This window comes from uncultured Campylobacter sp. (assembly GCF_938045405.1).
Lineage (GTDB): Bacteria > Campylobacterota > Campylobacteria > Campylobacterales > Campylobacteraceae > Campylobacter_B.
On record NZ_CALIMW010000057.1, the window covers coordinates 1 to 13458 of the forward strand.

The 13458-nt window shown below is 48.1% G+C and carries 11 protein-coding genes; all 11 read right to left on the reverse strand.

Going from position 1 to position 13458, the window contains the following annotated elements; translation table 11 throughout:
• Positions 1 to 143: 143 nt before the first annotated feature.
• Positions 144 to 1343, reverse strand: coding sequence for a UDP-N-acetyl-D-mannosamine dehydrogenase (wecC, locus tag Q0140_RS01680; RefSeq protein ID WP_297961025.1), 1200 nt, complete (start codon positions 1341 to 1343; stop codon positions 144 to 146).
• On the reverse strand, positions 1340 to 2476 hold the full coding sequence (gene wecB / locus Q0140_RS01685; protein ID WP_297961028.1) for a UDP-N-acetylglucosamine 2-epimerase (non-hydrolyzing): 1137 nt from the start codon (positions 2474 to 2476) through the stop codon (positions 1340 to 1342). The genes wecC and wecB overlap by 4 nt, the downstream gene beginning before the upstream one ends.
• 150 nt (positions 2477 to 2626) lie before the next feature.
• Positions 2627 to 3325 carry a 3-methyladenine DNA glycosylase gene (locus tag Q0140_RS01690; RefSeq protein ID WP_297961031.1) on the reverse strand — a complete coding sequence of 233 codons (699 nt, stop codon included), beginning with the start codon at positions 3323 to 3325 and terminating at the stop codon, positions 2627 to 2629.
• Positions 3322 to 3690, reverse strand: coding sequence for a hypothetical protein (locus Q0140_RS01695; protein ID WP_297961034.1), 369 nt, complete (start codon positions 3688 to 3690; stop codon positions 3322 to 3324). The genes Q0140_RS01690 and Q0140_RS01695 overlap by 4 nt, the downstream gene beginning before the upstream one ends.
• Positions 3687 to 4670 carry an ATP-binding protein gene (locus Q0140_RS01700; protein WP_297961037.1) on the reverse strand — a complete coding sequence of 328 codons (984 nt, stop codon included), beginning with the start codon at positions 4668 to 4670 and terminating at the stop codon, positions 3687 to 3689. Before Q0140_RS01700 ends, Q0140_RS01695 begins: the two co-directional genes overlap by 4 nt.
• A complete protein-coding gene (locus tag Q0140_RS01705) occupies positions 4654 to 7614 on the reverse strand; it encodes a DEAD/DEAH box helicase (RefSeq protein WP_297961041.1) in 2961 nt (986 codons plus the stop codon). The genes Q0140_RS01700 and Q0140_RS01705 overlap by 17 nt, the downstream gene beginning before the upstream one ends.
• Positions 7614 to 8507, reverse strand: coding sequence for a M23 family metallopeptidase (locus Q0140_RS01710; protein ID WP_297961044.1), 894 nt, complete (start codon positions 8505 to 8507; stop codon positions 7614 to 7616). The genes Q0140_RS01705 and Q0140_RS01710 overlap by 1 nt, the downstream gene beginning before the upstream one ends.
• Positions 8500 to 10125 (reverse strand): bifunctional folylpolyglutamate synthase/dihydrofolate synthase, encoded by a 1626-nt coding sequence (locus Q0140_RS01715; RefSeq protein WP_297961047.1) that lies wholly within the window; start codon positions 10123 to 10125, stop codon positions 8500 to 8502. Before Q0140_RS01715 ends, Q0140_RS01710 begins: the two co-directional genes overlap by 8 nt.
• The gene (gene lptE / locus Q0140_RS01720; RefSeq protein ID WP_297961050.1) at positions 10106 to 10645 is read right to left on the reverse strand and encodes an LPS assembly lipoprotein LptE; all 540 of its coding nucleotides are present in this window, start codon (positions 10643 to 10645) and stop codon (positions 10106 to 10108) included. Before lptE ends, Q0140_RS01715 begins: the two co-directional genes overlap by 20 nt.
• 6 nt (positions 10646 to 10651) lie before the next feature.
• Complete coding sequence (gene leuS / locus Q0140_RS01725) at positions 10652 to 13099, reverse strand: leucine--tRNA ligase (RefSeq protein WP_297961054.1); 2448 nt, start codon at positions 13097 to 13099, stop codon at positions 10652 to 10654.
• A gap of 9 nt (positions 13100 to 13108) precedes the next feature.
• Entirely contained in the window at positions 13109 to 13450 is a 342-nt protein-coding gene (locus Q0140_RS01730; RefSeq protein ID WP_005872279.1) for a DUF6394 family protein, read from the reverse strand.
• Positions 13451 to 13458: the final 8 nt, after the last annotated feature.

Sequence of the window (13458 nt, forward strand, 5' to 3'; positions counted from 1 at the left end):
TATCTCGGTGCCCGCCGATATGCAGCTATTTACTACTTTTATAAGAACGCATCCCTTTGAAACGCTCGGAGCGGGGATCTGCTCCGCTAAAACCTTACCTTTTTTAACTATTGCTTGTATCATTAACCATACCTTGAAAAATATTAAATATTAGTATTTCGCACGCCGCAAAAATCCAAAACTTCTTTTTCTATTTTCAGCCCTTTAAATTCCTTATGTCCGACCAAAAATACGATAATGTCCGAAATTTCAATAGCCTTTTTATAATCCGCTATCTCAAAATCTTTGTGAGCCTTGATGTTGGGCTCTACGGCGATCACATCGATACCGTCTGCGATCAGGCGCCTGGTTATATTTAGCGCTGGCGACTCTCTCAAATCGTCGATATCCGGCTTAAAAGCAAGCCCCATACACGCTACTTTTGGCTTTCTGCCGTTTTGCAGCTCAAATTTCAAAGCGGCTTTTTTGATCTTTTCTATACACCAATCAGCTTTATGATCATTCACCTCTCTTGCGGATTTGATCAGCCTCGCTTCGTAGCCGCCCGCATGCACTATAAACCATGGATCGACCGCTATGCAGTGCCCACCTACGCCGCAGCCCGGGCTTAAAATATTAACTCGCGGATGGCGATTTGCTAGCGAGATAAGCTCCCAGACGTTAATGCCGAATTTATCGCACAAAATGCTAAGTTCGTTTGCAAAGGCTATGTTTACGTCGCGGAAAGAATTCTCTGTAAGCTTTGACATCTCTGCAGTCTTAGAATCCGTCTGCAAAACGCTACCACTAACGAATTCCCTATAAAATTCCGCTATCTTTTTAGTAGCAATTTTTGTAGTTCCACCCACGATTCTATCGTTTTGCGTAAGTTCTTTTAAAATTTTACCGGGCAAAACTCTCTCAGGGCAGTGAGCGATATAAATTTTAGAAATATCAACACCGCCATTTTTTAAAATTTCGCCTATCTTTTCGGTGGTACCTATCGGTGAAGTGGATTCTAAAACGACCATATTATCGTCTTTTACGTATGGTATTATAGATTTTGCCGCACTTATGACATAATCGATATTTGGCACGTATCCGTCTCGAAACGGCGTCGGAACAGCTATGATAAAAACGTCTGCGAAATCAGGCTTAACGTCTGCTTTTAAATTTCCGCTTTCTACTGATTTTTTTACAAGCTCCCCAAGCCCTTGCTCTACGATATGAATTTTACCCTCATTGATCGTATCTACGACGCTCTGCACTACATCAACGCCGTGGATTTTATAGCCCCTATTTGCCAAAAGTGCTGCTGTCGGTAGCCCTATATACCCAAGACCTAAGATGCAAACTTTTTTCATAATATTCCTTTTAAAAATTCCAGTATTTTTTTGCAAGTTTTACCGTCGCCATACGGGCTTACACTTTTACTCATTTTATCATATTCATCTTTTAAATTTAATAATTTTTGCACCTCTTTTATGATATTTTCGCGCTTGGTGCCGATAAGCTTCACACATCCTGCTCTTATCCCTTCAGGTCTTTCGGTAGTTTTTCTGATAACTAAAACGGGCTTGCAAAGGCTCGGCGCCTCCTCTTGGATGCCGCCGCTATCTGTTACTATCATATATGACTTGCTCATAAGATAGACGAAACTATCATACTCTAGCGGATCAATTAAAAATATATTCGAAATGCCCGATAAAATTTCTCCCACAGGCTTTCTTACATTTGGATTTAGATGCACGGGATAAACGATGTCGATATTTTCATTTTTTAGCGCTATTTCACGTAAAGCCTCACAAATATTAACAAAGCCTTCTCCGAAATTCTCTCGTCTGTGTCCTGTAACGAGAATAAATTTTCTATCACTAAGCTTATATTTGGAATTTATAAAGGATAAAATTTTATTTTTTAGCAGCTCGTTGTTTTCGATTTTATCTATCGTCCACAAAAGCGCGTCTATAACAGTGTTGCCGCTAACGATTATATTTTTTGAATCTTTGCCTTCTTTTAATAGATTATCTCTTGCGTCGGCAGTCGGCGCGAAGTGATATTTAGCGATGAGCCCCGTCATCTGCCTATTTATCTCTTCAGGAAACGGCGAATAGATATCATGCGTCCTAAGTCCAGCTTCGACATGTGCCACGTCGATCTTTTGATAATACGCCGCTAAAGAAACGGCATAAGTAGTAGTCGTATCTCCATGCACAAACACGATGTCCGGGGTATATTCGCTAAATACATCGCGCATACCAAGCAAAACGCCTGACGTAATGTCGTACAGATCCTGCCCTTGCTTCATTAAATTTAGATCAAAATCCGGCTTGATCTCAAAAAATTCAAGCACCTGGTCGAGCATCTGCCTGTGCTGCGCCGTAACGCAAACCTTCACTTCAAATTCCGCATGCTTTTGAAATTCCTTTATCAACAGAGCCATCTTAATGGCCTCCGGGCGCGTTCCAAATACTATCAAAATTTTTCTTTTCGTCATAAACTCCCCTATATATCGATTTTTTAACCAAATTTATCGCCGTGATTTTAATTAAATTTTGCTATATCGGCGCTTAACAATACATAAAATCACCTATTTATCGCTACTTAGATGGTATAGAATGTTCTTTGCTTCAAAGACGGCTAAGATTTATTTTAAATTATCAAAAAATTCCATCGCAAAATCATCGAAAATTTTACCTTTCAAATGCGCTTTACAAAATTCCACGATGAGTCCATGAAATAACACATACGTGCTGTTTTCGTTCTCCAGCTTATCTGCTTTTGCCGCCGCATCGCAGGGAAAATTAGCGAAATTTACAAACTCATAGATCCGCTCAAATTCCAGTTCGCCGAGCCACGCGCTAAGCTCGTCGTAACTTTCAAACTCATAGCCCAAAGCCCCGAGCAGCCGCGCCGAGTAGCTGTCCGCGACCATCACCGCGCGCTCGCACGCATAGCACAAGATCGCATCGCAGCTCTCCGCGCCGATCCCCTTGCGCGCTAGCAGCCACTCGCGGCTAACGCCCGATTTAAAGCTCTCAAAATCCCCAAAATCCGCGATTATCGCTTTGCAAAGCAAGCTTAGGCGTCTAGCTTTTTGATTATAAAATCCACTTACTTTGATGATCTCCGCAAGCTCCGCTTCATCTAGCCCGGCGATCCCATCTAGACTCAAAAGCCCCTTGCTACACAGGTTTTGCAGTGCCGCATCAGCATTGCGCCACGCCGTATTTTGGATCAAAATCGCCCCCACGACCACCTCAAAGCTTCCAAATCCGGGCCACCAGCGAAAATCCTTGATTTTCACGGCGCGAAAAAGCGCGATAAAAAGCTCGGTCGCGCTCATCTGCCGTCTCCAAGGACGCTGGGAGCATCAAATTTCGGTTCTATAATCCGTACCTCGCCGCATCTTGCGACAAGCGATGCATACGCCGAAATAATTTTTAAATTTCGCTTAAAGAGTGCCGTGCAACGCATAAAAATTTGAAATTTATGCGTTGCAAAAACAGACGCAAACGGGGTTTGTTCTTGCAAGACACCTGCGATGAGAAGGAATTTCGACGCACCGCTAGGCTTAAATTTAACGATCGTCGCGCACGTAGCGGCAACTTTAAATTTTAGTGCAGCCGCTGCCCTGCTTCGCTCCAGAAGCCGCTTTACGCCGCAACTAAGCTCGCTTACGACATTTTGAAATTCTCGCGCCGTATTCATCTGCCGCCGCCTTTTAAATTTGTAAAAAATTCCTCGCTAAAGCTCAAGAAAAACTGCTTTGCCGCGCGGCCGCTGCGGCTTGCGCGAAGCATCGCAAACTCCCTCGCCTTTGCGTGCAGCGCGTCTAAATTTGCAGCAAAGCTCAAGCGAAATTCCGCCGCGCTCATACCTTTCGCAGCCGCAAAATAGGCATCTACGATCCCCAAATACTCCCGCATGCTCCCGCCGTAAAAGCTTAGCTGCAGTCCGAAGCGCTCGCTCAGGCTGATTCGCTCGTTCGCCGCGTCGCTTAGGTGCAGCTCGCCGCGACTGATCTGCGCGGCGTCGTTATCGCTTGCGCATTCGCCTACGATGTGGCGGCGATTGGACGTCGCATACATCAGCACGTTGCGCGGCGCGCGCTCTAAGGATCCTTCTAGCAGCGGTTTTAGGTGCTTGTAGCCGCTCTCGCCGAGCTCAAAGCTCAAATCATCGCAAAAGATGATAAATTTAAAATTTGTTTCGCGGATCGCGTCGATTATATCCACGAGATAGCCCAGATCGTCCCTGCCGATCTCGATGATCTTAAGGCCTTGCGGGATAAATTTAGAAAAAACCGCCTTCGCAAGGCTTGATTTGCCGCAGCCGCTCTCGCCCCATAGTAGTGCGTGATTGGCGCTCGCGCCACGCAGGAAGGCGTCAGTGTTTTTTATAAGAGCTGATTTTTGGCTCTCTAGCCCCACAAGCGCGTCAATACCCGTGAAATCGATATCGCGGACGATCTTTAGCGCCTTTTTATTTGCGCGAAAGACGGCGACCTGTACCGTGCGCCAATCAATCGCGCTAAAATCGCTGAAATAAATTTGCTCGCCGGTGCCGCTCTGCGCACTTTTTAGGATGGCTTGCGGCGCTAAATTCAAACCGCTTACCGAGTCTAAATTTAGCCCTTCGCTTCTGCTTTTGCTCGCGCTTTTTTTGATATTTTCATCGCAAGTTCGCATTTTTTAGCTCCCTTCGCAGATAGATTAAAATTTCGTTTATCACGTCGTCATCGTCGCGCGTCTGTGCCTTTAATCGCACCTTATCGCCGTTTGCAAGGGTGATCAAGATATTTTCGTCCATGCTCGAAATCACGCGCAAGCCAAGCTTCGTAGCCAAAACCTTAATCATCATCACGTCGATGAATTGCTTGGTGTAGACGTCCGCACGCCCGAAGCGGTCCTCGATCTCGCCGAAAATTTCAAGCACTTCGCTCGCCTCGGCGCACTTGCTAAGCCGCCTGTAAAGATCTAGGCGCAGGCGATCCTCTCTGATAAATTCCGAGTTTAAAAAGGCGTTTACGGAAATTTTAAGCTCCACGCTCGCAGCGGCGCTCTTTCTGCTTAGCAGCTTGCCGATCTCCTCTTCGAGCATTTTTAGATAAAGCGAGTAGCCGATCGCTTCGATATGCCCGCTCTGTGCCTCTCCGAGCAGATTTCCGCCGCCGCGAATCTCTAGATCGTGATACGCTAGCACCGAGCCGCTGCCCAAAAACGAGTTGCTCTCAAGCGCTACGAGCCGTTTTAGCGCGTCCTGCGTAAGAGCGGTTTTATCCTCGATCAAAAAGTAGCAAAAGCCCTGTTTGTTGCTGCGTCCGACGCGGCCGCGCAGCTGGTGCAGATCGGCGATGCCGAATTTATCAGCGTTTTCGACGATGATTGTATTTACGCGCGGCATATGAATGCCGCTTTCTACGATGCTGGTGCAAAGTAGCAGATCGTATCCGCCTGCTACAAATTTTAAAATTTCATCCTCCGTAGTTTTAGCGTCGATCTTGGAGTGCAAAATTAGAATTTTAAGGCTCGGCAAAATTTCAAGCAGTTTCTTTTTGGCGTTTTGCATCGTCGCGATGTGGTTGTGGACGTAAAAAATCTGCCCGCCGCGTCGCAGCTCGCGCGAGATCGCCTCTTTTATGATCTTTTCGTCCCACTGCTTGACGAAGGTGCGCACGTCCAGGCGATCCTGCGGCGGACTAAGCAGCGTGGAGTAGCTTTTAATCGAGCTTAGCGCCATATTTAGACTGCGCGGTATCGGCGTGGCAGACATACTAAGCAGGTGCGAGGCGGCGCTTTTCTCTTTGAGCCGCTCCTTTTGCTTAACGCCGAATTTATGCTCCTCATCGATGATTATGAGCCCTAAATTTGCGGGGTTTAAATTTAAAAGCGAGTGCGTGCCGACCACGACGATCGCCTCGCCGCTTTGCAGGCGCTTTGTAATCTCGCTCTTTTGTCGCGCGCTGCTAAAGCGATCGAGCTTGAAAACGGGAATTTCAAACTCCCTAAAGCGCTCGCTAAGCGTAGCGTAATGCTGCGAGCTAAGCAGCGTCGTAGGCACAAAAAACAGCACTGAATGGCCGCTGCGGATGCAAGCAAAGATCGCATTCATCGCAACCTCGGTCTTTCCAAAGCCCACGTCGCCGCTAAGCAGGCGGTCCATCACCTTGCCGCTTTGCAGATCCGCCAAAATCGCGCCCACCGCCTTTTGCTGATCGCTCGTGTAGTTAAAGCCGCTTGCGCTTAGAAATTTCGCATAATCCGCGCTTTCGTTTTTGATGACGAGCCCCCGCACCAGCTCGCGCTTTGCCGCCAGCGCGATGATCTTTGAAGCGATCGCGAAGAGCTTTTCGCGCACTCTCTCTTTAATTTTTGAAAAGCTCGCCCTGCCCAGATGATCCAAGCTCACGGCGCCGCCGCTTGCGACGTAGCGATCGATCTTATTTAGATACTCTACCGGCAGCAGCAGTTTGTCGCCGCCCTCGTAGAGCAGGGATACGAACTCCTTGCTGCGCCCCATCACCTCGATGAGCTCAAGCCCGTTAAATTTAGCGATGCCGTGATCTTCATGCACGACGAAATCACCCACGTTTAGCTCATCTAGAGCCAGACTCGATCTTCGCACGCGCTTTTTAGGCGTCGCTTTGTTTAGCGAAAGAATGATTCGCTCGGCGCTTATTAAATTTACGACGAAATCCTCGCGTAAAATTTCGATATTGCTAAATCCGCCAAGATCAAACGGCGCGAGCAGTGCGTCGTTTCGCGCGATCAGCGTGATAGCCTCGCTGCGATGAAATTCAAAAAATTCCTGCGACGGCGTCACGGCGAGGTCTTTAAATTTACGCGCCGCAGGCAATACCTCGATCGCGTCTAAAAAATCCAAATTGCGCTCGGAAAAAATTTCATCCTTTTTGATCTCGTGCAACAAGATGCAATCAAACGCGCTCGTGTAATCGACGAAGTCCTCAATGAACCAAAACCCGAGCGAGCCCAGATCGCGAGCTAACGCGTCGCTGTCCGCGCGCGATATCTTTTCGCTCACGCTCTCAAACTCGTCCTCGCTTAAATTTGCTAAAAACGGCGCTATCTCGGCTTGCGCAAGCTCATCTTTTTCGCTTTTTTGCGTCGCGACGTCAAAGCGCCTGATACTCTCAACCGTCTCGCCGTCGAGTAGAATTCTAACCGCGCTTTCGCTCCCTACCGAAAAAACATCGATGATCTCGCCACGGAAGCTAACCTCGCCCATGCTTTCGACGATGTCGCGCACGTCGTATCCCAGGCGCAAAATTTCATCTTTCAGCTCGCTTAAGTTTAACTCTTCGCCAAATTTTAAATTTAGCGGGCGCAGATGGCTTGCGGCGGGGAGTTTATTTAGGATCGTGCGGACGGGAGAGATTAAAATTTTTTTGTCGCTTGTTTTATAAAACGCGCTAAGAGCGGTGCTGATACCCGCAAGCTCGCCCATGTAGCTGCGAAGATCCTCGCCGAAGCTCGCTCTAAAATCGGGTAGGCAAAAGGTCGCGTAGCCCATAAATTTAAGCACCTGCTCGCACGCCGCAGCCTCTTTATCGTCCTCGCAGATCAAAAGCTCTTTTTGGTTTTGCAAAAAGTATTCGTAAACCTCGGCTTGCATTATTTAAACCTTTCGATCTGGTGTTGCACGACATTTGCGATCTCCTGCCACGATACGTTAGGCTCCAAGGTTGAGATATTTTTGAAATTCTGCGCGTTCCAGCTCATAAAATTTGCAGGATCAACGCTTTGAGCCAAAAACCTAACTTCGTAATGCAAGTGCGGACCGGTGCTGTAGCCGGTGTTACCGCTATAGCCGATGAGATCGCCCTTTTTAACCCAAGAACCGGGCGTTACGACCGCGGAGCTAAGGTGGCCGTAGCGGGTCTCAAAGCCGTAATTGTGCGATAGAATCACTAAAATTCCATATCCGCTGCCGCTACCACCTGCAAACTGCACGAAGCCCTCTGCCGTCGCAAACACCGGAGTGCCCTCGCTCGCTCGCAGGTCGATGCCGTGGTGCATCCTCATAACGCCACTGATTGGATGAGTGCGCATCCCAAAAGGGCTAGTAACGCCGCGATACTGCATCGGAAGGCCGTTAGGCACGGCGCTAAGGATCACGCTCGCCGTTTTTTCGCTAGCTGCGATGTGCGCGCCGGAGCCCTTTTTGCGCTCCTTTTTCATCTCATTCATCGCAAGCATTACCTGGATATCACTATCCAGCCCGCCTCCATCGTCTTCGCGTCCGTCCAGCTTGGCAAGCACCTCCTCATTTTTGCCCTCAAGCGCGATATTTTGCTCTTTTAGCGCGAGATTTTCGGCGTATAGGGTTTTGTTTAGCTCTTTTAAATTTGAACGGTCGCTCGCGAGTTTAAATATCGCAAAAAACAAAACAAGCAGAAAAATTACAAAAAACGCGGATAAAATTTTAAGTTGAAATCTAAAATTTTCGCCAAAATACAGCGTCTTGGTGCCAAAGTGATCGCTTAGGGTAAGTTTAGTTTTAGCCACGGCGCGCCTCAAGCCATAAAATGAAATTTTCTACCAAATGAAACGAGCCAAAAACCAAATACTCCTCGTCCGCTCTAAGCTCGCCGCGAAACGGCGAATGCGGAATTTTAAGCGCGTCAAGCGCACGGGTTATCGCCTCTGCCGCCATTTCGCGATCCGCAACCTCGTAGTTAAAGATCTCCACGCGCTCTACCACGGGCGCTAAAGTCCGCAGCACAGCAGCTACGTCCTTATCGGCAAAGGCGTTGTAAATCAGCACGATCTTTCTGCCCCTGTAGATTTCGGTAATTTCACGGGCGACTTGCTGCGCCGCAAGCTCGTTGTGTCCGACATCCACGCATAAATTTGGCGCCAAAACTTCCATCCTGCCGCGTAAATTTAGAGGCGGCAGCTGTGAAATTTCAAATTTCAAATTTAAAAATTTCATCGCGGCAAGCGCTAGGGCTAAATTTGAAATTTGAAATTTAGGTAGATTATTGCACGCGCAAAACTCCGCGATCTGCGCTTGCTCGCTCTTGCTTAAAAGCTCTGCTGCAAACCTCAAATGAGTTCCTTTTTGCTCTGCGATCTGCTGCGCGATACGAAGCGGAACCTCGCTCATCTCATCGCTTAAAATCGCCTCCTTATCCATCGTAATGAGCTTGGTGTGGGCGATCTGCTCTAGATTTTGTCCTAGCATGCCTAAATGATCGGTGCCGATCGGTGTAAAAAGCGACAGCGTGCGTCCAAAGCTCGACGTAGCGTCAAACTCGCCGCCCATCCCAGCCTCGATCACGCAGTAATCGCAATCCCTAAAAAGCACTGCCGCCGCAAGAGTGAGATACTCGAAATACGACAGGCTATCTTTAAACTCCGCGGGCAAGCTCTCTTGCAAAAACTCATGCGCGAAATCAAGCTCCTCATCCGTAGCATCGCGCCCTAGCGAAATGGGAAGCGAGCTTTGAGTGGATTTAAAATTTGATCTTAGCTGAGATTTAAAATTTTGCTCTGGCGAGAATTTTAAATTTTGCTCAGACGGCGATTTGAGATCTTGAGAATTCCATAAATTTTGTGTAGAAGTAGAATTTTGCGCGATGAAATTATGCTTGCTACAAAAATTTTGCATGGTATAAACGGAGTTCTGCAGGGCAGAATTCTGCTCACCATGCGAATCCTGCATGGTGATAAAATCCTGCGTGGTGGAATTTTGCAAATTAGAAATAGAAATTTGAGAGGCGGAATTTTCTCTGTTCGCAAAATTTTGCATCTTTATGGAATTTTGTTTTTCCGTAAAATTTGGCGCCAAAGCGGAATTTTGCTCGTTTTTAAAATTTGAAGCGTCGGAATTCAACGCAAAAACGGGGTTTTGCGCGATCCGTCCGCCTAGATAGATGCGCTCGTTGAGCCTAAAAACGTGCGGGCTGGTGTAGTGCCCTACGCTAAAGCCCGCTGCGGCGATCGCGTTAGCCAAAAACCGCCCGGTGCTACCCTTGCCGTTGGTGCCGATGATCTGAATGACATTTCTGAGCGGAATTTTATCTTTAATGGCGGCATATGCCCGCGGGAAGCGCTCGTAGTCGATTTTTTTGTAATAAATCGGGCGATTTTGCAAAAATTCTTTAATGCTGCGCCCGCTCAAGTCTGAATCCCCTAATCGCAAGCGCCGAAATAAACTCGTCAAACGCCTGCGCGGAGGCATTTTCGATCGCCTTGTAGCGGTCCTTATCGCTAATGATCGAGCTCGTATCGTAGCTATTTTTGACTAGGCGGCTAACTTTAAAATCGTAATCGCCCACGCAATCCTTGCTGAAAACCTCGCCGTTTTTAAGCTTGGTGCTAAAATTTACGATGAGATTTGCGCGGTAGCTAGTGACATAGCCGAACTGATCGTATGAAAGCTCGCTAAAGCTTAGGCTTTTTATGCTCGCTACTACGATCGTCTGCGCCGAGTTTTTATCCGCAAGGCTCATCCCTAGGCGCTGGACTATACCCTGTCTGATCGCATCTTTGATCGCGACGGTGTTTTGCGGATCAGTTTTGCTCATCATCACATCCACAAATACGCTTCCACTCATCGTCTCTTTCGCGATCCTTGAAACGGGCTTGTAGCCGCAGCTGATTAAAAAAATCAAACAAAAAACGGTTAAAACTTTTCTCATCTTCGCCTACTTTACCACCAAATTTACAAGCTTGTTTTTGACATAAATTTCTTTTACGATGCTCTTGCCTTCTAGCCATTTGGCGCAGTTTTGCTTTGCAAGGCTTAAAATTTCGCCCTCGCTTAGGCCTGCATCCGCTTCAAACTCGGCGCGTTTTTTGCCGTTAATCGTGACGGCAAGCTTGATCGTATCGCTCTCAAAGACCTCTTCGCAAACTCTCAGCTCGCCGAAATTCCGCCTTTTAAACAGCTTCTCGCTAAGCTCAGCGCAGATATGCGGCACGATAGGCTCGAGCAGGTTTAAAATCACAAAGTAACCCTCAGTAAATACGTCTTTGTTGCTCTGCGCATTTAGCGCATTTAGCGCCTCCATACACGCGGCGATTAGGGTATTAAAAGCAAAACTGCTCTCATAAACCTGCTGCGATTTCTTAAGCGCCTCGTAAACTTTGAGGCGGGCGTATTTTTCCTCTTTATTTAAAGCGGCGTGGTCGATCTGCGGAATTTTATCCGTAGCATAAGCGTTTTCGGCGCGATCGTAGAGGCGGCTAAGAAATTTATACGCGCCCTCTACCGCGCTGTCGTTCCACTCAAGCTCCTTTTGCGGCGGCGCGGCAAAAAGTATAAAAAGCCTCGCCGTATCGGCGCCGTAGGTCTCGATGATGTCGTCCGGATCGACGGTGTTTCCTTTGCTTTTACTCATCTTTGCGCCGTCTTTTAGCACCATACCCTGAGTTAGCAGCCGCTCAAACGGCTCGCTATCGCGCAGATAGCCTATGTCGCGAAGAGCCTTTTGGAAAAATCTCGCATACAAAAGGTGCAAGATCGCGTGCTCGATGCCGCCGATATACTGATCGACGTTCATCCAGTAGTTCACGCTTTGCTCGTCAAACGCCCGCTGCTGCCACGTCCGTTCGTCGCTTGCGTAGCGCGCGAAATACCATGAGCTTTCAAAAAATGTATCGAGCGTGTCGGTCTCGCGTACCGCGTCGCCGCCGCATTTAGGGCATTTGCAAAACTTCCAGCTAGGATGCGTATCCAGCGGATTGCCCTTGCCGGTGATCTTAATATCCTGCGGAAGCTCTACGGGCAGATTTGAAATTTCCTCGCTTACCAGCCCGCATTTTGGGCAGTGGATCATCGGGATCGGCGCGCCCCAGTAGCGCTGGCGGCTCACTCCCCAATCGCGCAGTTTAAAATTTACCACGCGGCGTCCGAGCCCTAGCTCCTCAAATTTTGAGATGACGGCGCTTTTTGCCTTCTCGCTATCCATGCCGCTAAACTCTTGGGAATTTACCAAAACTCCGCTCTCGACGTAAGCTTTGCTAGCGTCGTAATCGCCGCTTTTAGAAGCGATGCTTTGAATGATCGGCAGGTTAAATTTCTTTGCAAACTCGAAGTCTCTCTCATCGTGCGCAGGCACCGCCATGACCGCACCGCCGCCGTATTCTGCTAGGACGAAATTTGCGGTCCAAACGGGGATTTTTTTGCCGCTTAGCGGATGAAGCACGCTGATTCCGAGGCTCACGCCGTCTTTATCGCTTGCTTGGCGCTCGCGCGGGCTTTGATTTAAAATTTCTCTCACCTTCGCCGCAGCTTCGGCGTCAAGTAAATTATTATCCAAAAGTCTCTTTACGACCTCGTGTTCCGGCGCAAGCGCCGCGTAGCTCATACCATAGATCGTATCGGGGCGCGTCGTAAAGACCTTAAAGCCCTCGATGCCGCCAAGTTTGGCGCTGCTTTGCTCGTCAAATTTAAAGCTAAATTCCAAACCCTCGCTGCGTCCGATCCAGTTTTCCTGCATCGTAAGCACCTGAGCGGGCCACTTGCCCTCAAGCTGCTTTAGGCAATCCAAAAGCTCCTGCGCGTAGGCGGTGATTTTTAGGTAGTAGCCAGGCATTTGCTTTTGCACGACCTCGTTGCCGCAGCGCCAACACCTGCCCTCCTCGACCTGCTCGTTGGCAAGCACCGTCTGATCGTGCTCGCACCAATTTACCACGGCGCTTTTTCTATAGATAAGCCCTTTTTCAAAAAGTTTGATGAAAAATTCCTGCTCCCAGCGCGTATAAAGCGGATCGGAGGTAGCGAGCATGCGGCGAGCCGAAAAGCTAAAGCCAAGGCGGTGCAGCTCCTTTTTCATATAATCGATATTTTCGTAAGTCCAAGTTTTAGGGTGAATGCCGTGTTTGATCGCCGCATTTTCCGCAGGCATGCCGAAGCTATCAAAGCCGATCGGCTGAAGCACGTTGTATCCGCGCAGCCTGTAGTAGCGGCTTAGCGCGTCGCCGATGCTGTAGTTTCGCACGTGCCCCATGTGGATGCGGCCGCTTGGGTAAGGAAACATCGAAAGGATATATTTTTTAGGCAGGCTATAATCGTCCTTAGGCTCGAAAACTCCCTCTTCATCCCAAATTTTCTGCCATTTAAGCTCAATACTTTTACTATCGTAAGGCATTTTGCGCTCCTAGAATTCGTCTTTAGTTTTTGCTGACTCGATCGCTATTAAAATTAGCGAGAAAAAGTTTGCAAGTAGCGCGCCGATCGCAAGCGAGGTCACGATCGATAGATCTCCCGGCGCTACTACAATCAAAACGAACGCCGGTATGAGATGCAGATCCGCTACGAGCGAGCTTGCAAAAAGCTCGGCTGCTAGCATATTTCGCACGCCTACCTTCAAAAGCGTCGAGACTGCATTCACGCTGGTTGCTATGAAAAGTAAAATTTCATTCTTCTCATACAAAAACCCGCCTATCGTAGTCATACTCATCAGCGCAAAAAATATGTAAATTACCCTTCCCCAGTTCATCTTCTATC